At 68.2% G+C, this 18406-nt stretch carries 21 protein-coding genes; 14 read left to right on the top strand and 7 right to left on the bottom strand.

Annotation, left to right across the window (positions count from 1 at the left end; genetic code table 11):
* On the bottom strand, positions 1–845 hold an 845-nt coding region (locus AC1DSC_RS09935; protein ID WP_478131804.1), incomplete at its 3' end, for an aldehyde dehydrogenase family protein.
* Positions 846–948: 103 nt separating this feature from the next.
* Between AC1DSC_RS09935 and AC1DSC_RS09930 the strand changes: the two genes are divergently transcribed.
* Positions 949–1899: a LysR family transcriptional regulator gene (locus tag AC1DSC_RS09930; protein WP_012748368.1), complete on the top strand. Its 951-nt coding sequence runs from the start codon at positions 949–951 to the stop codon at positions 1897–1899.
* 33 nt (positions 1900–1932) lie between these two features.
* Here AC1DSC_RS09930 and AC1DSC_RS09925 read toward each other — a convergent pair whose 3' ends face one another.
* Positions 1933–2844 (bottom strand): LysR family transcriptional regulator, encoded by a 912-nt coding sequence (locus AC1DSC_RS09925; protein ID WP_012748367.1) that lies wholly within the window; start codon positions 2842–2844, stop codon positions 1933–1935.
* A 108-nt stretch (positions 2845–2952) separates the two neighbouring features.
* Here AC1DSC_RS09925 and AC1DSC_RS09920 point away from each other — a divergent pair, with 108 nt between their 5' ends.
* The 4 genes from AC1DSC_RS09920 to AC1DSC_RS09905 are packed head-to-tail and all read left to right on the top strand — an operon-like array spanning position 2953 to position 6502.
* Entirely contained in the window at positions 2953–4128 is a 1176-nt protein-coding gene (locus AC1DSC_RS09920) for a CaiB/BaiF CoA transferase family protein (protein WP_012748366.1), read from the top strand.
* Positions 4125–5108 carry a hydroxymethylglutaryl-CoA lyase gene (locus AC1DSC_RS09915; protein ID WP_012748365.1) on the top strand — a complete coding sequence of 328 codons (984 nt, stop codon included), beginning with the start codon at positions 4125–4127 and terminating at the stop codon, positions 5106–5108. The genes AC1DSC_RS09920 and AC1DSC_RS09915 overlap by 4 nt, the downstream gene beginning before the upstream one ends.
* Positions 5105–5485 carry a VOC family protein gene (locus AC1DSC_RS09910; protein ID WP_012748364.1) on the top strand — a complete coding sequence of 127 codons (381 nt, stop codon included), beginning with the start codon at positions 5105–5107 and terminating at the stop codon, positions 5483–5485. Before AC1DSC_RS09915 ends, AC1DSC_RS09910 begins: the two co-directional genes overlap by 4 nt.
* 45 nt (positions 5486–5530) lie before the next feature.
* Complete coding sequence (locus AC1DSC_RS09905) at positions 5531–6502, top strand: Bug family tripartite tricarboxylate transporter substrate binding protein (RefSeq protein ID WP_012748363.1); 972 nt, start codon at positions 5531–5533, stop codon at positions 6500–6502.
* Between the two features lie 25 nt (positions 6503–6527).
* Here AC1DSC_RS09905 and AC1DSC_RS09900 read toward each other — a convergent pair whose 3' ends face one another.
* Together AC1DSC_RS09900 and AC1DSC_RS09895 are read right to left on the bottom strand one after the other, a co-directional pair.
* Positions 6528–6674: a hypothetical protein gene (locus AC1DSC_RS09900; RefSeq protein ID WP_012748362.1), complete on the bottom strand. Its 147-nt coding sequence runs from the start codon at positions 6672–6674 to the stop codon at positions 6528–6530.
* Positions 6675–6789: 115 nt separating this feature from the next.
* Positions 6790–7356 carry a LuxR C-terminal-related transcriptional regulator gene (locus AC1DSC_RS09895; RefSeq protein ID WP_012748361.1) on the bottom strand — a complete coding sequence of 189 codons (567 nt, stop codon included), beginning with the start codon at positions 7354–7356 and terminating at the stop codon, positions 6790–6792.
* A gap of 101 nt (positions 7357–7457) precedes the next feature.
* Here AC1DSC_RS09895 and AC1DSC_RS09890 point away from each other — a divergent pair, with 101 nt between their 5' ends.
* The 4 genes from AC1DSC_RS09890 (at position 7458) to AC1DSC_RS09875 (ending at position 10722) form a co-directional block, all read left to right on the top strand.
* Positions 7458–8261, top strand: a complete 804-nt coding sequence (locus tag AC1DSC_RS09890) for a CoA transferase subunit A (protein ID WP_012748360.1) — start codon at positions 7458–7460, stop codon at positions 8259–8261.
* A gap of 1 nt (position 8262) precedes the next feature.
* On the top strand, positions 8263–8901 hold the full coding sequence (locus AC1DSC_RS09885; protein ID WP_012748359.1) for a 3-oxoacid CoA-transferase subunit B: 639 nt from the start codon (positions 8263–8265) through the stop codon (positions 8899–8901).
* Between the two features lie 81 nt (positions 8902–8982).
* On the top strand, positions 8983–10377 hold the full coding sequence (locus AC1DSC_RS09880) for a CoA transferase (RefSeq protein ID WP_012748358.1): 1395 nt from the start codon (positions 8983–8985) through the stop codon (positions 10375–10377).
* Between the two features lie 12 nt (positions 10378–10389).
* Positions 10390–10722: a hypothetical protein gene (locus tag AC1DSC_RS09875; protein ID WP_012748357.1), complete on the top strand. Its 333-nt coding sequence runs from the start codon at positions 10390–10392 to the stop codon at positions 10720–10722.
* A gap of 10 nt (positions 10723–10732) precedes the next feature.
* On the opposite strand, the gene AC1DSC_RS09870 is transcribed toward AC1DSC_RS09875, so the two are convergent.
* Positions 10733–11629 (bottom strand): LysR family transcriptional regulator, encoded by an 897-nt coding sequence (locus AC1DSC_RS09870; RefSeq protein ID WP_012748356.1) that lies wholly within the window; start codon positions 11627–11629, stop codon positions 10733–10735.
* A 140-nt stretch (positions 11630–11769) separates the two neighbouring features.
* Between AC1DSC_RS09870 and AC1DSC_RS09865 the strand changes: the two genes are divergently transcribed.
* The 5 genes from AC1DSC_RS09865 to mmsB are packed head-to-tail and all read left to right on the top strand — an operon-like array spanning position 11770 to position 16914.
* Complete coding sequence (locus AC1DSC_RS09865; RefSeq protein ID WP_012748355.1) at positions 11770–13293, top strand: CoA-acylating methylmalonate-semialdehyde dehydrogenase; 1524 nt, start codon at positions 11770–11772, stop codon at positions 13291–13293.
* A gap of 32 nt (positions 13294–13325) precedes the next feature.
* Entirely contained in the window at positions 13326–13682 is a 357-nt protein-coding gene (locus AC1DSC_RS09860) for a lysozyme inhibitor LprI family protein (RefSeq protein ID WP_278881339.1), read from the top strand.
* Positions 13679–14833, top strand: coding sequence for an acyl-CoA dehydrogenase family protein (locus AC1DSC_RS09855; protein ID WP_012748353.1), 1155 nt, complete (start codon positions 13679–13681; stop codon positions 14831–14833). The genes AC1DSC_RS09860 and AC1DSC_RS09855 overlap by 4 nt, the downstream gene beginning before the upstream one ends.
* Positions 14834–14861: 28 nt before the next feature.
* Positions 14862–15977, top strand: a complete 1116-nt coding sequence (locus AC1DSC_RS09850; protein WP_369663087.1) for an enoyl-CoA hydratase/isomerase family protein — start codon at positions 14862–14864, stop codon at positions 15975–15977.
* A 34-nt stretch (positions 15978–16011) separates the two neighbouring features.
* Positions 16012–16914, top strand: coding sequence for a 3-hydroxyisobutyrate dehydrogenase (gene mmsB, locus AC1DSC_RS09845; RefSeq protein ID WP_012748351.1), 903 nt, complete (start codon positions 16012–16014; stop codon positions 16912–16914).
* 12 nt (positions 16915–16926) lie between these two features.
* On the opposite strand, the gene AC1DSC_RS09840 is transcribed toward mmsB, so the two are convergent.
* The gene (locus AC1DSC_RS09840) at positions 16927–17082 is read right to left on the bottom strand and encodes a hypothetical protein (protein ID WP_012748350.1); all 156 of its coding nucleotides are present in this window, start codon (positions 17080–17082) and stop codon (positions 16927–16929) included.
* Positions 17054–18346 (bottom strand): MFS transporter, encoded by a 1293-nt coding sequence (locus AC1DSC_RS09835; protein WP_012748349.1) that lies wholly within the window; start codon positions 18344–18346, stop codon positions 17054–17056. The genes AC1DSC_RS09840 and AC1DSC_RS09835 overlap by 29 nt, the downstream gene beginning before the upstream one ends.
* Between the last annotated feature and the right edge of the window lie 60 nt (positions 18347–18406).

Here is an 18406-nt window from a genome sequence, read left to right as displayed (position 1 = left end):
CAGCGCTCGCCGGCCGAGCCGTAGCCCGCGCCGATCAGTGCGTCCACCGTCTGGTCGATGTCGGCGTCGGGCATCACCACCATGTGGTTCTTCGCGCCGCCAAGGGCCTGCACGCGCTTGCCGTTGCGCGCGCCGGTTTCGTAGATGTAGTTGGCAATGGGCGTGGAGCCCACGAAGCTCACGGCCTTGACGTCGGGGTGCTCGAGCAGCGCATCGACCGCCACCTTGTCGCCCTGCACCACGTTGAACACGCCGTCGGGCAGGCCCGCTTCCTTCAGCAGTTCGGCCATGCGCAGCGACGGGGTCGGGTCGGTCGGGCTGGGCTTGAGAATGAAGGTGTTGCCCGCGGCAATGGCCACCGGGAACATCCACATCGGCACCATCACCGGAAAGTTGAAGGGCGTGATGCCGGCCACCACGCCCAGCGGCTGGCGCAGCGTCCAGTTGTCGATGCCGGTGGAGACCTGGTCGGTGAAGTCGCCCTTGAGCAGCTGCGGAATGCCGCAGGCGAATTCGACGATGTCGATGCCGCGCGAGACCTCGCCCTGCGCGTCGGTGAACACCTTGCCGTGCTCGGCGGTGATCATGTGCGCGAGTTCGTCCTTGTGCAGGTTGAGCAGCTCCAAAAACTTGAACATCACGCGGGCGCGGCGGATCGGCGGCGTGTCGGCCCACTTGGGAAAGGCGGCCTGCGCGGCGGCCACCGCGGCATCGACGTCGGCCTGGACGGCCAGCGCCACCTTGCCCGTGACCTTGCCGGTCGCGGGGTTGGTGACGTCCTGCGTGCGGGTGGAGCTGCCGGCGGCGTGCTGGCCGCCGATGAAATGCGCGATCTGTGTGGTCATCGAGAGTCCCAGGTCAAGTGATTGCGCCAGTCTAGGAAAGGGAAGGGTCCCTGCCTAGGCGCCAGGGTTGAACTGTTTGTTCGCTATAGTGAACAATCCCACCATGGATCTGCAAAAAGCTGAATCGCTCTGGATGCACCTGCACTGGCTGATCGTGCTCGGCCAGCAGGGCAGCTACACTGCCGCCGCCGCGCGCCTGGGCGTGAGCAAGGCCGCCATGAGCCAGCGCATTGCCGAGCTGGAGCGCGCCGTGGGCGTCACGCTGGTGCGCCGCACCACCCGCAGCATGCGGCTGACCGAAGCCGGGCAGCAGCTGGTCGACCAGACGCGCGAGCCCTTCGAGCAGATCGCCCACAGCTTCCTGCAGGCGCAGGACCATGCGGGCGAGCCGCGCGGCCTGGTGCGCGTCACCGCGCCGGTGGCGCTGGGGCGGCAGCAATTGCTGCCGAGGCTCGCCGACTTTCTGCTGGCGCATCCGTCGATCCGAGTCGAAATGGAACTCTCCGACCGGCTGAGCTCGCTGGCGACGGAGGGCTTCGACCTGGCGGTGCGGCACGCGGCTTCGCCGCCCGACACGCACGTGGCCTGGCGGCTGTGCGACACGCGCTCGGTGCTGGTCGCAAGCCGCGCCTACCTGCGCCGCAAGGGAACGCCGCTGGCGCCGCCCATGCTGACCGAGCACGACTGCCTGCACTATCCCCGCGGGCAGGAAACCAACGTGTGGTCCTTCGAGCGGCGCGGCGGCCGCGCGCGCCATGCCGAGCGCGTGACCGTGCCCATCGCCGGCCCGCTGGCGGCCAACAACAGCGAGGCACTGCGCGACGCGGCCCAGGCGGGGCTCGGCATTGCGCTCCTGCCCGACTTCAGCGCGCAGTCGGGCCTGCAGGCGGGCAAGCTGGTCGAGGTGCTGCCCGACTGGCAGCCCACGGGCGCCTTCGCCGACCAGATCTACGCCATACGGCCTTATTCGCTGCACATTCCGCGTGCGGTCAACCTGTTCGTGAGCCATCTGCGCGAGACGCTGAAGGCGGGGTTCCCGCTGCCCGAGGCCTGATGGCCGGCGGGCTTCCGGCCTCGCTTTCAGATTTCAAGTCGACGACGCCATCAGCTGCCCCACCAGCAGCTGCGCCGCCGGCGACAAGGTCTCGCCGGTCTTGGTGGCCATCAGCAGGCGGCGCACGGCCCAGGCATCCCTGAGCCGCACCACCTTGAGGCCGAGCGCGCTCACCTGCGCCTTGCAGGCTGCGAGCGGCACCACGCCGATGCCGAGGTTGGCCGCGATCATGTGGCACATCGCATCGAAGCTGCGCACCTGCACGCGCAGGCGCATCGGAATGCCAGCCTGCTCGGCCGCGCGCGAGGTGAGCTCTAGCAGCGAGCTGCTGCGGTTCAGCCCCACGAACTCGTGCGCGAGGCAGGTCTTGAAATCGGTCCGGCGCGTGCGCGCGAGCGGATGCTGCCGGGCGCACAGCACCACCAGCTCGTCGGTCTGGAACGGCGCCACGTCGAGCCCGTAGGCCGGCGTGTTCTCGGCGAACACGCCCACGTCGGCCAGGCCGTCGACCAGCGCGCGCACGATGTCGCCGCTCAGCTGCTCCTCCACTTCGACGCGGATGTCCGGATGCCGGCCGAGGAAGGCGGCCAGCGTGGCCGGCAGGAACTCGGTGAGCGCCGACATGTTGGCCCACAGCCGCACATGGCCGCGCACTCCGCTCGAATAGTCGCCGAGCTCGTTGCTGAACTGCTCGAAGCCCTGGAACAGCCGCATCGCATGCTGCATGGCCACGTGGCCGGCCGGGGTCAGCGCGATGCCTTGCGAGCTGCGCTCCAGCAGCTTCGATCCGGTGGCGGCCTCGAAGTCCGACAGCCGCCGGCTGGCGGCCGAGAGCGCCAGGTGGCAGGCCTCGGCGCCCTTGGTGATGCTGCCCGACTGGGCCACGGCGCAGAACAGGCGCAGCGTGACGAAGTCGACGCGGGCGGGGTTGATGGGGAGGGCCATGCTTGCATTCTAGAAAGCCTTCGCATTTTGCGAAGGGCTGCTGCCGTCAAAGCAATTCCGTTCGCTGCGATCCTTTTCTAGAGTTGGGGCAACCCATCAGGAGACAAGATGAACGCACTCGAAGGCCTCAAGGTGCTGGAGCTCGGCCAGCTCATCGCCGGCCCGTTCGCCGGCAAGACGCTCGCCGAGTTCGGCGCCGACGTGATCAAGGTCGAGCCCGCCGGCGTCGGCGACCCGCTGCGCAAGTGGCGGCTGCTGCGCGAAGGCACTTCGGTGTGGTGGGAGGTGCAGTCGCGCAACAAGCGATCGGTGTGCCTGGACCTGCGCAGCGCCGAAGGCCAGCAGGCGGTGCGCGCGCTGGCGCTGGAAGCCGACGTGCTGATCGAGAACTTCAAGCCCGGCACGCTCGAAGGCTGGGGCCTGGGCTGGGAGCAACTGCATGCGCTCAACCCGCGGCTCATCATGCTGCGCATCTCGGGCTACGGCCAGACCGGGCCCTACCGCGACAAGCCGGGCTTCGGCGTGCTCGGCGAATCGATGGGCGGGCTGCGCTACCTGAGCGGTGAGCCGGGCCGGGTGCCCGTGCGCGTGGGCGTTTCGCTGGGCGACACGCTGGCGGCGCTGCATGGCGTGATCGGCGTGCTCACGGCGCTGCACCATCGCACGGCCCATGGCGGGCAGGGGCAGTTCATCGACGTGGCGCTCTACGAATCGGTCTTCAATGTGATGGAAAGCCTGCTGCCCGAATACGACGCGTTCGGCGCGGTGCGCGAGCGCGCCGGCAGCGCCTTGCCGGGCATTGCGCCGACCAATGCCTACAAATGCAGCGACGGCCACTACGTGCTGGTGGCGGGCAACGGCGACAGCATCTTCCGCCGGCTGATGCGCGCCATCGGCCGCGCCGACCTGGAGAACGATCCGCAGCTCGTGCACAACGACGGCCGCGTGCAGCGCGTGGAAGAAATCGATGCCGCCATCGAGGCCTGGACGCTGCAGCGCAGCCGCGACGAGGTGCTGGCGGTGCTCGACGCGGCCGGCGTGCCGGTCGGGCGTATCTACACCGTGGCCGACATCGCCACCGATCCGCAGTACCTGGCGCGCCAGATGATCGTCGAGGCGACCACTGCCGACGGCGACATGCTCAAGGTGCCGGGCGTCGTGCCCAAGCTCAGCGCCACGCCGGGGCGCATCGTGCACCCCGCGCCGCGGCTCGGCGAACACACGGCCGACCTGCAGGGATTGGGCTGGCCGGCGCGCCGCACCGAAGAAAGCGAGGCCGTATGAAAGAAGGCAAGGGCAAGCGGCTCTTCATCAACGAAGTGGCCACGCGCGACGGCTTCCAGATGGAGAGCCGCTTCATTCCCACCGACGACAAGATCGCGCTGATCGACCGCCTCGGCACGCTCGGCTACGCCAAGATCGAGGTGACCTCGTTCACCTCCGCCAAGGCGATCCCGGCGCTGCGCGACGGCGAGGAAGTGATGCAGCGCATCGCGCGCCGGCCGGGCGTGGTCTACACCGCGCTGGTGCCGAACCTGCGCGGTGCCGAGCGTGCGCTGGAGAGCCGCATCGGCGAATTCAACGTCGTCATGTCGGTGAGCGAAACCCACAACCTCAGCAACCTGCGCATGACGCGCGAGCAGTCGTTCGCGCAGCTGGCCGAGGTCATCGCGCTGGCCAGGCAGGCCGGCGTGCCCGTGAACGTGTCGCTCTCTTGCGTGTTCGGCTGCCCGATGGAAGGCGAGGTGCCCCTGGCCGTAGTCCAGGAATGGATCGACCGCTTCGCGGCGCTGCAAGTGCAGGGCGTGACGCTGTGCGACACCACGGGCATGGCTTTTCCGACGCAGGTGCAGGCCGTCTGCGAAGCCGTGATGGCAAGGCACCCCGGGCTGCAATGGACGGCGCACTTCCACAACACGCGCGGCATGGGGCTCGCGAACACGGTGGCGGCGGTCGAGTCGGGCATCGAGCGGCTCGACATGTCGCTGGGCGGCATCGGCGGCTGCCCGTATGCGCCCGGCGCCACCGGCAACGTTGCCACCGAGGACGTGGTGCACATGCTGCAATGCATGGGCTACGACACCGGCATGGATCTGGGCGGACTGATAGCTGCCGCCTCGGAACTCGAAGCGCTGGTGGAGCACGACTTGCCGAGCCAGGTTTCGCGCGCCGGCCACCGGCTCACGCGGCATTCGCCGCCGGCGGATTTCAACGACATCGCGGCGCGTGCGCATGCGCGTCGAGCCAAGGAGCTGAACCCATGATCGACCACTTGGACCACCTGGTGCTCACCACCGCCCATGAGGAGGCCTGCACCCGCTTCTACGTCGAGGTGATGGGCATGGCGCTGGAGACCTTCGGCGCCGACCGCAAGGCCTTTCGCTTCGGCAACCAGAAGATCAACCTGCATGTGAAGGGCCACGAATTCGAGCCCAAGGCGCAGCTGCCGACGCCGGGCTCGCTGGACCTGTGCTTCATCGCGGGCGTGCCGCTGGAGGATGTGATCGCGCGGCTCAAAGACAAGGGCGTGCCGATCCTCGAAGGCCCGGTGATGCGGACCGGCGCCACCGCGCGCATCCGATCGGTCTACGTGCGCGACCCCGACCTGAATCTCATCGAGATATCCGAGCTGGCGCCCTGAGGTGCCGGCTTCGAATGCAACCTAAAAAACATTGGAGACAAAACCATGAAACCCACCCATCGCCTTCTGATCACCGCAGGCCTCGCGCTGGCGGCCGCCGCGGCCAGCGCCGACACCTGGCCCTCGAAACCGATCACCTTCATCGTGCCCACCGCGCCCGCCGGGTCCACCGACATCATGGCGCGCATGGTGGCCGACCCGCTGCAGCGCGCGCTGGGCCAGCCCATCGTGGTCGACAACAGGCCCGGCGCCAGCGGCAACATCGGCACCGAAGCCGTGGCGCGCGCCGCGCCCGACGGCTACACGCTGCTGATGCAGTACTCGGGCTACCACGTCGGCAACCCCGCGCTCTTTCCGCAGATCAAGTGGAGCCCGACCAAGGACTTCGTGCCGGTGGCGCTAGTGATGCGCGCGCCGCACGTGGTCGCGGTGAGCGGCAAGCTGCCCGTCAATTCGATGAAGGAGCTGATCGAGTACGGCAAGAAGAAGAAAGAGGGCGGCCTGTTCTACGCCTCATCGGGCAACGGCTCGATCCAGCACATCGCGGGCGAGCTGCTGTCGCGGCAGGCAAAGCAGCCCATGACGCACGTGCCCTACAAGGGTTCGGGCCCGGCCATCAACGACCTGATCGCGGGCAACGTCGACATGTTCATCACCACGCCGCCCTCGGTCATCGGCCATTTCGCGGGCGGGCGCATCAAGGCGCTCGCCTACACGGGCAGCAAGCGCCATCCGTCGATGCCCGACGTGCCGACCTCGGCCGAGGCGGGGCTGCCGGGCTACGAGGTGGAATCGTGGTTCGCGGTGTTCGCACCGGCCAAGACGCCGCCCGACGTTGTCAACAAGCTCAGCGCCGAGATCAAGAAGATCGTCGAGAGCGAGCCGTTCCGCAAGAAGGTGGACGAGCAGGGCGCCTTCGCCACCTACATGGACCCGGTGGCCCTGGGCAAGTTCGTCGACCAGGAACTGGCAGCCTGGGCGAAGGTGATCAAGGCGGCGGACATCAAGCCGGACTGAGCCCGGCCGATGCCTCCTGCGGTGCTCAGGGCTTGACGCCGAGCATCGACAGGATGATTGCCGCGAGGGTCAGCGTCACCGGCAGCCGGTGCGTGGCGATGGCGTGGGCCTGCGCCACCGACAGCCTGGTTTGCTGAAGGAGGTTCTTTTCGGAATGAAGGGCTGTGGACATGGCATCTGCTCCTGAATGAACGCGAACGATCTGTTCGCATGGCCTCCAAGATAGACCTCTGCAGGGGCAGCGGCACGGGGCTTCCGAAGACACCGCGTTTCCGTTTTTGCAACGATCAGCCCGCAATGAGCTTCTGCACCAGCTCCGCCGTGGTCGCCGCCGCGTACTTGCGCATCAGCCGCGCCCGGTGCAGCTCCACTGTGCGGTGGCTGATGCCGAGCGCCTTGCCGATCTCCTTGGACGTGAGCCCGCGCATCACCTGCGCGGCCACCTCGCGTTCGCGCGGCGTGAGCTCGGCCTTCACGGCGCGGCGCGATCCCAGGTCTTCGAAGGTCCAGATGCCGGCCTCGTGCGGCGCGGCGCGGTTCATGGCGTGGCCCGTGACATGGCACCAGAAGGTCTCGCCGGCAATGGCGCCGTGCAGGCCGCCCAGGCGCTTCATCATGCGGTTGTCGGCATAGCGGCCGCTGGCGTTCAGGAAGGGTTCCATGCGCTTGCCGATGCGCTCGAACTCGGCCACGCTCGGATACAGGATGCTGAATGAATGCCCGACCAAGGCACTGGGCGTTGCGCCGAAAATCTCGCACACCCGCTCGTTGCAGGCCACGATGGTGCGGTTGCTCGACACCACCATGCCGACGGGTGCCTGTTCAAAAGCCAGCCGGTAATCGATCTCGGGCATCGGGGGTCACCATTACGAAATACTACGTATGCGACTACGTAGTATCGTTCAAGGCTCTGCAAAGCTTTCGCCAACTCTCCACCATCCATCAAGGAGCCCGAGTGAACAAGATTTATCCCTCCGCAGACGCGGCACTCAAGGGGGTCGTGGCCGACGGGCAGACGCTCGCGGTCGGCGGCTTCGGCCTGTGCGGCATTCCCGAGGCGCTGATCGACGCGCTGCGCGACTCCGGCGCCAAGGACCTCACCTGCATCTCCAACAACGCGGGCGTCGACGGCTTCGGCCTCGGCAAGCTGCTCGAGACGCGCCAGATCAAGAAGATGATCGCGTCCTACGTGGGCGAGAACAAGGAGTTCGAGCGCCAGTACCTCGCGGGCGAACTGCAGCTCGAATTCACGCCCCAGGGCACGCTGGCCGAGAAGCTGCGCGCGGGCGGCGCGGGCATTCCGGCCTTCTTCACCAAGACCGGCGTCGGCACGCAAGTGGCCGAGGGCAAGGAACTGCGCGAGTTCGACGGCGAAACCTACGTGATGGAGCGCTCGCTGGTGCCCGACGTGGCGCTGGTCAAGGCCGACGTGGCCGACAAGTCGGGCAACCTGCGCTTCCGCCTCACGGCGCGCAACTTCAACCCGGCCGCCGCCATGGCCGGCAAGATCTGCATCGTCGAGGTCGAGAAGATCGTCGAGGTGGGCGAGCTGGCCCCTGACGACATCCACCTGCCGGGCATCTACGTGCACCGCATCGTGCTCAACGCCAAGCCCGAGAAGCGCATCGAGAAGCGCACCGTGAGTGCAGCCGCGCCGGCCGATGCGGCCGCCGCCAAGGTCGAAGCGCAGGCCGCCATCGCGCAGGCCGCCGCCGGCAGCGAAGTGCCCGCCCCCGTCAAGAACAACAAAGGAGCCTGAGATGCCCTGGACCCAAGACCAAATGGCCGCGCGTGCGGCGCAAGAACTCGAAGACGGCTTCTACGTGAACCTGGGCATCGGCATTCCCACGCTGGTGGCCAACTTCGTCGGCGACAAGGAAGTGTGGCTGCAAAGCGAGAACGGCATGCTCGGCATCGGCCCGTTCCCCACCGAAGACCAGGTCGACGCCGACCTGATCAACGCCGGCAAGCAGACCGTGACCACCATCCCCGGCTCGGCCATCTTCGGCAGCCATGACAGCTTCGCGATGATCCGCGGCGGCAAGATCAACCTGTCGATCCTCGGCGCCATGCAGGTCAGCGTGAAGGGCGACCTCGCCAACTGGATGATCCCCGGCAAGATGGTCAAGGGCATGGGCGGCGCCATGGACCTGGTGGCCGGCGTGAAGCGCGTGATCGTGCTGATGGAGCACGTCGCGAAGAAGAAGGACGGCACCGAGGACCTCAAGATCCTCGAGAAGTGCACGCTGCCGCTGACCGGCGTGGGCGTGGTCGACCGCATCATCACCGACCTGGCCGTGATGGACGTGGTGCCCGAAGGCCTCAAGGTGGTCGAGCTCGCGCCGGGCGTGAGCTTCGACGCGCTGCAGGCCAAGACCGGCGCCAAGCTGATCCAGTAAGGCGCCGACGCAACGACGACGAAGGGCAGGGCCGCGGGAGCGGGCCCTGCCTTTTTGCTTTGGACGTTCTGGAGAGATGAAATGAATGCGAGCGAAATCCTGAGCGGCATCTGGCAGCAGGCGGGCCTGCCGCCCGAGGCCCTGCAGCATGTGCGGCTCACGGGCGAAGACCCGGTGCTGCCGTCGTCCTTCGCGGTGGGCGCGGCTGCGCAGAGCACCATCGCGGCGGCGGCGCTCGCGGCCTGCGAGCTCGGGCATCTGCGCGGCGCCGCGCGCCAGCAGGTGGCCGTCGACATGCAACATGCGGCGCTCGACTGCACCGGCTGGTTCAGCCTCGACGGGCGCGTGCCCGATCCGTGGGACAGCTTCTCCGGGCTGTACCGCTGCGCCGACGGCTGGGTGCGCATCCACGCGAACTTCGCGCATCACCGGGAGGGTGCGCTGCGGCTGATGAAGCTGGACCCGGCCGCCGCCACGCGCGCAGAGGCCGAGGCGGTAATGGCGACATGGCGTGCACTCGACTTCGAAGATGCAGCCGCGGCACAAGGCCTGGTGGCGACTGCACTGCGCTGCTTCGACGAATGGGATGCCACGCCGCAAGGCCAGGCGATCGCAGCGCAGCCGCTCTTCACCATCGAACGCATCGGCGACGCGCCGCCGCGCGCGCTGCCGCCGCTGCGCGAAGACCAGCGGCCGCTCACCGGCGTGCGCGCGCTCGACCTGACGCGCATCCTCGCAGGCCCTGTGGGAGGCCGCGCGCTGGCGGCCTATGGCGCCGACGTGATGCTCGTCAATTCACCGCACCTGCCGAACATCGAATCTATTGCCGAAACCAGCCGCGGCAAGCTGTCGGCGCATGTGGACCTGCGCACCGAGGCGGGTCGCGCCACGCTGCGGCAGCTCGCCAGCGAGGCCCATGTCTTCGTGCAGGGCTACCGGCCCGGCGGCATCGCGGCGCTGGGCTTCGGGCCGGCGGAACTCGCGCGGCTCGCGCCCGGCATCGTGTGCGTGTCGCTCACGGCCTATGGCACGCAGGGCCCGTGGGCGCAGCGCCGCGGCTTCGATTCGCTGGTGCAGACCGCCATGGGCTTCAACCATGCCGAAGGCGAAGCAGCCGGCGACGGCAAGCCCAGGCCGCTGCCGATGCAGATCCTCGACGAGGCCACGGGCTACCTGATCGCCTTCGGCGCCGCCGCGGCGCTCTGGCGGCAGCAGCAGGAAGGCGGCAGCTGGCATGTGCAGGTGTCGCTGGCGCAGACCGGCCGATGGCTGCGCGGGCTCGGCCGCGTGCCCGGCGGGCTGTCGATCGCCAGGCCCGACTTGAAGCCCTACGTGGAGACCTCGGCCTCGGGCTTCGGCGAGCTGGCCGCGCTGCGCCACAGCGCGCAGCTGTCGCGCACGCCGGCCGCATGGCCGCGCCCCTCGATGCCGCCGGGCAGCCATGCGCCGGCCTGGCCCGGCGGCCCCGGGCAGTGAGAAACTTGGCGCATGCAGACGACGAACAGATACGAAGGAAGGCCGTTGCTGCGGCTGGTGGATTGCCTGGTGCTGGACGCCATCGACCAGCTCGACGACGCCAAGCGCGCCAAGCTCGAGGCGCTGGAGCCCACGCTCGCCCAGACCTTCAGTGCGAGCGGCACCTGGCAGGAGATGGTCGGCACCCAGATGGGCTTTGCCGATGACGTGCAAGACCAGATCCGGCAGTTCTGGCGCAGCTATCTCGACCGTGCAGAAGAGCAGCAGCTGCGCGCGGACCCGCAGGAGTTCGTGATCGAGTTCGTGGCGCTGAACTTTCCGGACCTGGCTCCGCCGCGGCGCTGAGCCTTGGACGTCACGCGGGCGCGGGCAGCAGCAGCTGCCGCTGTGCCTGCACCGTCTCGCGCAGGAACTCCCACACCGCCTGCATGCGCACCAGGTGCTTGGTTTCCGCGGGCATCGACATCCAGAACGTGCGCGTGAAATTCGCCTGCCCCGGCAGCACGGGCTTGAGCGCGCCGTCGTTCTCCGCGATGAAGGCCGGCAGCACCGCGATGCCCGCGCCCGCCAGCACCGCGCGGTGCTGCGCGAGCACGCTGGTGCTGCGCAGAGCAAAGGCATCGGGGCGGTGCAGTTCGTCCAGGTACTGCAGCTCCTTGCTGAAGAGCAGGTCGTCCACGTAGCTGATGAAGGTGTGGCCGCGCAGGTCTTCGCGCGTCTTGATGGGCTTGTGCGCGGCCAGGTACTTCTTCGATGCATAGAGCCTGAGCGTGTAGTCGGTGAGCTTGCTCACGACCACCGGCCCGCGCGCCGGGCGTTCGAGCGAGATCACGATGTCGGCCTCGCGCCGCGACAGGTGCACCAGCCGCGGCATCGCGAGCAGGTCGATGGTGAGCCTGGGGTGCTGCTGCGCGAAAAGCGCCAGCTGCGGCGCCAGCACGACGGTGCCGAAGCCTTCGGTCGCGCCGATGCGGATCAACCCCGACAAGCCCTCCTGCGAGGCCGGCGCGGTGCTTTCCACCGCCTGGAACGCGCTTTCCATCGCCTCGACCTGCGGCTGCAGCTTGCGGCCCGCCTCGGTGAGCCGGTGGCCGCCCGACTCGCGCGAGAAAAGCGGCGCGCCCACTTCCTTTTCGAGCGCCTGGATGCGCCGCGCCACCGTGGTGTGGTCCACCTCGAGCCGGCGCGCGGCGCTCATCAGCGTGCCCGAGCGGGCCAGCTCCAGAAAGTAGCGAAGGTTGTCCCAGTCCATGTGCTCGCGTTCCCTTGGGTTGGCTCTGCATTTTCGCAAAGCGATAGCGCATATTTGTCTATTGTCATGGCAAATCTGCAAAGCTAGGATGCGTGTTGAACCTGCCATGCAGGCCCCGTATTCACAGGAGACAAAACCCCATGGACGCCACCACCACCCCCAAGACCCAGGTCGCCACCGTCAAGCTCTTGATCGGCGGCAAGTTCGTCGAATCCAAGACCACCGAATGGCGCGACATCGTCAACCCGGCCACGCAGGAAGTGCTGGCCCGCGTGCCCTTTGCCACGCAGGCCGAGCTCGACGCCGCCGTGGCCTCCGCCAAGGACGCCTTCAAGACCTGGCGCAAGACGCCCCTCGGCGCGCGTGCCCGCATCTTCCTGAAGTACCAGCAGCTCATCCGCGAGAACATGGGCGAGCTGGCCGCCATCCTCACCGCCGAGCAGGGCAAGACGCTGCCCGATGCCGAGGGCGACGTGTTCCGCGGCCTCGAAGTGGTCGAGCACGCATCGAACATCGGCAACCTGCAACTCGGCGAACTGGCCAACAACGTGGCCAACGGCGTCGACACCTACACGCTGCTGCAGCCGCTGGGCGTGTGCGCCGGCATCACGCCGTTCAACTTCCCGGCCATGATCCCGCTGTGGATGTTCCCGATGGCCATCGTCACCGGCAACACCTTCGTGCTCAAGCCCTCGGAGCAAGACCCGATGGTCACGATGCGCCTGTGTGAGCTCGCGCTCGAAGCCGGCATTCCGCCCGGCGTGCTCAACGTGGTGCATGGCGGCGAAGCGGTGGTCAACGGCATCTGCGACCACAAGGACATCAAGGCGATCAGCTTCGTCGGCTCGACCAAGGTCGGCACGCACGTTTACAACCGCGCCACGCTGGCCGGCAAGCGCGTGCAATGCATGATGGGCGCGAAGAACCACGCCATCGTGATGCCCGACGCCAACAAGGAGCAGACGCTCAACGCGCTGGCGGGCGCCAGCTTCGGCGCGGCCGGCCAGCGCTGTATGGCGGTGTCGGTCGCGGTGCTGGTGGGCGAGGCGCGCAACTGGGTGCCCGAACTGATCGCCAAGGCCAGGACGCTGAAGATCGGCGCCGGCACCGAGAAGGGCGTGGACGTGGGGCCGCTGGTCTCTTGCGCCGCCTATGAGCGCGTCAACGGCCTGATCGAGCGCGGCGTGGCCGACGGCGCCAAGCTCGAACTCGACGGCCGCAAGCCCACGGTGCCAGGCTACGAGAAGGGCAACTTCGTGGGCCCGACGATCTTCTCGGGCGTGAAGCCCGGCATGACGATCTATGACCAGGAAGTGTTCGGCCCGGTGCTGTGCGTGGCCGATGCCGAGAACATCGACGAGGCCATCGAGCTGATCAACAGCAACCCGAACGGCAACGGCACGGCGATCTTCACGCAGTCGGGCGCCGCGGCGCGCCGCTTCCAGGAAGACATCGACGTGGGCCAGGTCGGCATCAACGTGCCGATCCCGGTGCCGGTGCCGATGTTCTCGTTCACCGGTTCGCGCGCATCCAAGCTCGGCGACCTGGGGCCGTACGGCAAGCAGGTCATCATGTTCTACACGCAGACCAAGACCGTGACGGCACGCTGGTTCGACGACAGCACCGTCTCGCACGGCGTCAACACCACGATCAGCCTCAAGTGAGCCGCGCGTTTCGCGCTGTCGCGGCATCGGCCGTGCTTCTCCTGCTCGCCGCGGGCGCGCATGCGGCCGATGATGCCAACCCGCTGGACTGCAGGCCCGACGGCAACCAGCAGCAGATGAACGCCTGCGCGGTGCGCGACTTTCGCGCCGCCGACGCCGCGCTCAACATCCGCTACGGCGAGGTGATGAAGACGCTCTCGCCGCAGATGCGCGTCGCGCTGCGCACCGAGCAGCGCACCTGGCTCAAGGGCCGCGACCCCTCTTGCAAGCGGGCCTCGAAAGCGAACGAAGGCGGCTCCATCTGGCCGCTGGTGTTCAATTCATGTCTGGAGAAATCGACCCGGCAACGGACTGCCGAACTGGATCGCTGGAAGGGGCGCGAACAATGAATTTCGAATTGTCCGAAGAGCAGAACGCCTTTGCGCAGACCGCGCGCGATTTTGCACAGGCCGAGTTCGCACCGCATGCGGCGCGGTGGGACGCCGAGGCCATCTTCCCGAAGGAGGCCATCGCCAAAGCCGGCGAGCTGGGCTTTTGCGGCCTGTACGCGCCCGAGCGCATCGGCGGCCTCGGCCTGCCGCGGCTCGACTCGGCGCTGGTGTTCGAGGAGATGGCCGCGGTCGACCCCTCGACCACGGCCTTCATCACGATCCACAACATGGCGACCTGGATGCTCGGCACCTGGGCGACCGATGCGGTGGCGCAGCAGTGGGGCGAAGACCTCACGAGCGGGCGCAAGCTGGCTTCCTACTGCCTCACCGAGCCGGGCGCCGGGTCGGATGCGGGCTCGCTCAAGACGCGCGCCGAGCTGCAGGGCGCCGAGTACGTCATCAATGGCGGCAAGGCCTTCATTTCGGGCGCCGGCTCGACCGACGTGCTGGTGCTCATGGCGCGCACGGGCGGCGGCGGCGCGGGCGGCATCTCGGCCTTTGCGGTGCCGGCCGATGCACCCGGCGTGAGCTATGGCAAGAAGGAGCACAAGATGGGCTGGAACAGCCAGCCCACGCGCACCATCAACTTCGACAACGTGCGCGTGCCGGCCGAGAACCTGCTGGGCAAGGAAGGCGAGGGCTTCCGCATTGCGATGAAGGGGCTCGATGGCGGGCGCATCAACATCGCGACCTGCTCGGTGGGCGCGGCGCAGGGCGCGCTCGATGCGGCGCGCCGCTACCTGCACGAACGCCAGCAGTTCGGCAAGCCGATCGCGAGCTTCCAGGCGCTGCAGTTCAAGCTGGCCGACATGGCGACCGAACTGGTTGCGGCGCGGCAGATGGTGCGGCTCGCGGCAAGCAAGCTCGATGCGGGCCATGCCGATGCCAGCACCTACTGCGCCATGGCCAAGCGCTTTGCGACCGATGCGGGCTTCAACGTCTGCAATGACGCACTGCAGCTGCACGGCGGCTACGGCTACCTGAGCGAATTCCCGCTCGAGCGCCTGGTGCGCGACACCCGCGTGCACCAGATCCTCGAAGGCACCAACGAGATCATGCGCGTGATCGTTGCGCGAAAATTGCTGGAAGGGGACAGCGATATCCGCTGAAGCCCCGCACCCAGAACCTCTCAAGACAATGACCGACTCCGTAGTTCTCTTCGACGAAATCAAGACCGCCGGCGGCAAGCGCTTTGCCACCGCCACGCTCAACGCGCCCGCTTCGCTCAACGCGCTGTCGGTGGACATGGTGCGCCTGCTCACGCCCAAGCTGCGCGAATGGGCGGCCGACGACGGCATCATCGGCGTGCTGCTGCAAGCAGCCGGCGAGAAGGCCTTCTGCGCCGGCGGCGACCTGCGCCAGCTGTACCAGACGCTGCTCGAGTGCGGCCCCGCGCGCAACACCTACGCCGAAGACTTCTTCCGCGAGGAGTACGAGCTCGACTACCTCATCCACACCTTCCCCAAGCCATTCCTCTGCTGGGGCCACGGCATCGTGATGGGCGGCGGCGTGGGGCTGATGGCGGGCTGCTCGCACCGCGTGGTCACGGCGCAGAGCCGCATTGCCATGCCAGAGATCAGCATCGGCCTGTACCCCGACGTGGGCGGCAGCTGGTTCCTGCGCCGCACGCCGGGCCGCACGGGCCTGTTCCTGGCGCTCACGGCCGCCAACCTCAATGCGGCCGACGCCATCTTCTGCGGCCTGGCCGATGTGCTGGTGCCGCACGAACGCAAGGGCCAGGTGCTCGAAGCGATTGCCGCCGCGCCATGGCGCGGCGAGCCAAAGGCCGACCGCGCCGAGCTCTCGCGCATCCTCGCGCGCGCCGGCGAGGGCGCCGAGATGCCGCCCTCGAAGGTGCGCGAACACTACGACACCATCAACGCGCTGATGGCCGGCGACGACCTGCTCGACATCGCCAGGCGCCTGCGCAGCCTGCAGAGCGACGATGCATGGCTGCAGTCCGCCGCCAAGACCTTCGCCAAGGGCGCATCCAGCTCGGCCGCGCTGAGCTTCGAGCTCTGGCAGCGCGTGCACCGCATGTCGCTGGCGGAGGTGTTCCGGCTCGAATACTGGGCGTCGCTCGGCTTCTGCGCGCACAAGGACTTTGCCGAGGGCATCCGCGCGGTGCTGATCGACAAGGACCGCAATCCGCGCTGGAACCCCGCCACCATCGAAGAGATCACGCCCGCCTTCATCGAGGACCACCTGCGCCCGCGCGGCCAGATGCCCGCGGAGCTGGCTGCGCTGGCCTGAGCCTCTTCCACACATACAACGGAGACAACATCAAATGAAAATCGCATTCATCGGCCTCGGCCACATGGGCGGACCCATGGCCCTGAACCTGCGCAAGGCGGGCTTTGCGGTCAAGGCCTTCGACCTGTCGGACGAGGCCTGCAAGAAATACGCGGCCGAAGGCCTGGCCATTGCCGCATCGGCCGCTGAATCGGTGACCGATGCCGACGTGGTCATCAGCATGCTGCCGGCCAGTGCGCACGTGGAAGGCCTGTTCCTCGGTAGCGGCGGCAGCAAGCCCGGCCTGCTCGACAGCATCCGCGCCGGCACGCTCGTGATCGACAGCAGCACCATCGCCGCCGCCACCTCGCGCAAGGTGGCCGATGCGGCCGCCGCCAAGGGCATCGCGATGATCGATGCGCCGGTTTCCGGCGGCACGGGCGGCGCGATTGCAGGCACGCTGACCTTCATGGTGGGCGGCGAGGCCGACGACCTCGAACGCGCACGTCCCGTGCTCGAGAAGATGGGTGCCAACATCTTCCACGCGGGCGGCGTGGGCGCAGGCCAGACCGCCAAGATCTGCAACAACATGCTGCTCGGCATCCTGATGATCGGCACCTCGGAGGCGCTGGCGCTGGGCGTGGCCAACGGGCTCGATCCCAAGGTGCTGTCCGAGATCATGCGGCGCAGTTCCGGCGGCAACTGGGCGCTCGAAAAGTACAACCCGATGCCCGGCGTGATGGAAACCGCGCCCGCATCGAAGAACTACGCAGGCGGCTTCGGCACCGACCTGATGCTCAAGGACCTGGGCCTCGCACAGGAAAACGCCACCGCCGTGCGCGCCGCCACGCCGCTGGGCGGGCTCGCGCGCAGCCTCTATGCCGCGCACAGCCTCGCGGGCCATGGCGCGCTCGATTTCTCGAGCGTGCTGAAGCTGCTGCAGAAGGCGTCGTCCTAGCCTTCCAAATTTCTAGCCGAACAGGGCGTCGCTGGCCCACAGGAGCGCCAGCACGCCCAGGAACAGCAGCAGGAACACGGCCCATGCGCGGGTGAACGCCTGCGTCTCCGTGACTTCGACGGGAGCCGTTTCGGGCGGCTTAGGAGCGCTGGGCGTGTGTGGGTTCATTCCCGACTGTACCCCGCGCGCCCGGTTTGGACGCCGCACGCGCCTTTGACATGGCCAGCAGCACCCCGGCCGCGACCAGATTGGCGCCGATGCTGGCGAGGATCGGCAGCAGGTAGCTGCGGCTGATGTCGAACGCAAAGCCCGCCGCGCTAGGGCCGACCAGGGTGCCGAAAGCCACGCTGGTGTACAGCACGCCCAGGATCGCGCCGATGCTGCGGCCGCCGAAGTAGTCCATGACCAGCGCGGGCAGCAGCGCGACGAAGCCGCCATAGAACACGCCGTAGGCAAAAGCGAATGCGGCCAGCCCCCAGAACCCGCTGGACACCGCCCACACCACCAGCGAAAGCGCCATGCCGGCCGACATCAGCGGCAGCGCCAGTTGCCGGCCGAGCCGGTCGGCCAGCCCGCCAAGAAAAAACCGCCCGGCGGTGCTGCCGATGCCGATGGCGCCGAGCAGCAGCACGGCCGAGCCGGCCGGCAGGCCGTGGTCGAGCGCGTAGGGCACCAGGTGGACGAAGGGAACGAACAGCCCGAACGAACTGATCAGGCACGCCGCATAGAGGCCGGCGAAGCGGCGCGAGCTGATCGCGTCCCGCAACGTGGAGCCTGCGGGCACGGCCGACGGCGCCTGCGGCTGCGGCGGATCGCCGTCGGGCCCGAGCCCGCGATGGCGCGGATCGTCCTCGATCAGCAGCGCCATGCCGGCGCCCACCACCACGGCCAGCACGCCCAGCGCCAGGTAGGCGTGGCGCCACCCCAGCGCCTCGATGAGGAGCGACGCCAGCGGCGGCATCGCCAGCGTGCCCACGCCGATGCCGCTCACCGCCAGCCCCGAGGCGAATCCGCGCCGCCTGACGAACCAGCGCTGCACCGCGCCCAGCACCGGCACATAGGAGGCGCCGATGCCGAGCCCGACGCCCAGGCCATAGGCCAGGCAAGCCTCGGCCAGGCTGCGCGCCTGTCCCGCGGCGGCCAGGCCCAGGCCGACCAGCACCATGCCCGCGACCGACAGCCGCCGCGCACCCCACCGGTCCGCGAGCGGGCCGCTGACCACGCCAAGCCCGAAGTAGAGAAAGCCCGCAAGCGAGAACACCAGCGACGCCGAGCCGCGCGAGGCGCCGAAGTCGCGCTGCAGCGATTCGAGGAAGGCGCTGAAGGTGTAGGCACTGCCGAAGCCGACGAGCGTGACGGCGAAGGCGCCGGCCACCACGAACCAGCCGCGAAAGAGGCGTGTGCGCGGTGATGGATGGGAAGAGGAAGTCAAGGGCGGGTCTCCGGGTTTGCTCAGAATATCTATTGGCTGGAGAATGGTCTCCGGCGCAGG

Source organism: Variovorax sp. 01N425 (assembly GCF_056399465.1).
The sequence above is the reverse complement of the archived record's forward strand: the minus strand, read 5'-3'. Positions and strand labels throughout refer to the sequence as shown.

What these genes read in the sequence shown, in the direction of transcription:
- AC1DSC_RS09930 (WP_012748368.1), top strand. Translation starts at nt 949, where the DNA reads ATGGATCTGCAAAAAGCTGAATCGCTCTGGATGCACCTGCACTGGCTG.
- AC1DSC_RS09925 (WP_012748367.1), bottom strand. Translation starts at nt 2,844, where the DNA reads ATGGCCCTCCCCATCAACCCCGCCCGCGTCGACTTCGTCACGCTGCGC.
- AC1DSC_RS09920 (WP_012748366.1), top strand. Translation starts at nt 2,953, where the DNA reads ATGAACGCACTCGAAGGCCTCAAGGTGCTGGAGCTCGGCCAGCTCATC.
- AC1DSC_RS09915 (WP_012748365.1), top strand. Translation starts at nt 4,125, where the DNA reads ATGAAAGAAGGCAAGGGCAAGCGGCTCTTCATCAACGAAGTGGCCACG.
- AC1DSC_RS09910 (WP_012748364.1), top strand. Translation starts at nt 5,105, where the DNA reads ATGATCGACCACTTGGACCACCTGGTGCTCACCACCGCCCATGAGGAG.
- AC1DSC_RS09905 (WP_012748363.1), top strand. Translation starts at nt 5,531, where the DNA reads ATGAAACCCACCCATCGCCTTCTGATCACCGCAGGCCTCGCGCTGGCG.
- AC1DSC_RS09900 (WP_012748362.1), bottom strand. Translation starts at nt 6,674, where the DNA reads ATGTCCACAGCCCTTCATTCCGAAAAGAACCTCCTTCAGCAAACCAGG.
- AC1DSC_RS09895 (WP_012748361.1), bottom strand. Translation starts at nt 7,356, where the DNA reads ATGCCCGAGATCGATTACCGGCTGGCTTTTGAACAGGCACCCGTCGGC.
- AC1DSC_RS09885 (WP_012748359.1), top strand. Translation starts at nt 8,263, where the DNA reads ATGCCCTGGACCCAAGACCAAATGGCCGCGCGTGCGGCGCAAGAACTC.
- AC1DSC_RS09880 (WP_012748358.1), top strand. Translation starts at nt 8,983, where the DNA reads ATGAATGCGAGCGAAATCCTGAGCGGCATCTGGCAGCAGGCGGGCCTG.
- AC1DSC_RS09875 (WP_012748357.1), top strand. Translation starts at nt 10,390, where the DNA reads ATGCAGACGACGAACAGATACGAAGGAAGGCCGTTGCTGCGGCTGGTG.
- AC1DSC_RS09870 (WP_012748356.1), bottom strand. Translation starts at nt 11,629, where the DNA reads ATGGACTGGGACAACCTTCGCTACTTTCTGGAGCTGGCCCGCTCGGGC.
- AC1DSC_RS09865 (WP_012748355.1), top strand. Translation starts at nt 11,770, where the DNA reads ATGGACGCCACCACCACCCCCAAGACCCAGGTCGCCACCGTCAAGCTC.
- AC1DSC_RS09855 (WP_012748353.1), top strand. Translation starts at nt 13,679, where the DNA reads ATGAATTTCGAATTGTCCGAAGAGCAGAACGCCTTTGCGCAGACCGCG.
- AC1DSC_RS09850 (WP_369663087.1), top strand. Translation starts at nt 14,862, where the DNA reads ATGACCGACTCCGTAGTTCTCTTCGACGAAATCAAGACCGCCGGCGGC.
- mmsB (WP_012748351.1), top strand. Translation starts at nt 16,012, where the DNA reads ATGAAAATCGCATTCATCGGCCTCGGCCACATGGGCGGACCCATGGCC.
- AC1DSC_RS09840 (WP_012748350.1), bottom strand. Translation starts at nt 17,082, where the DNA reads ATGAACCCACACACGCCCAGCGCTCCTAAGCCGCCCGAAACGGCTCCC.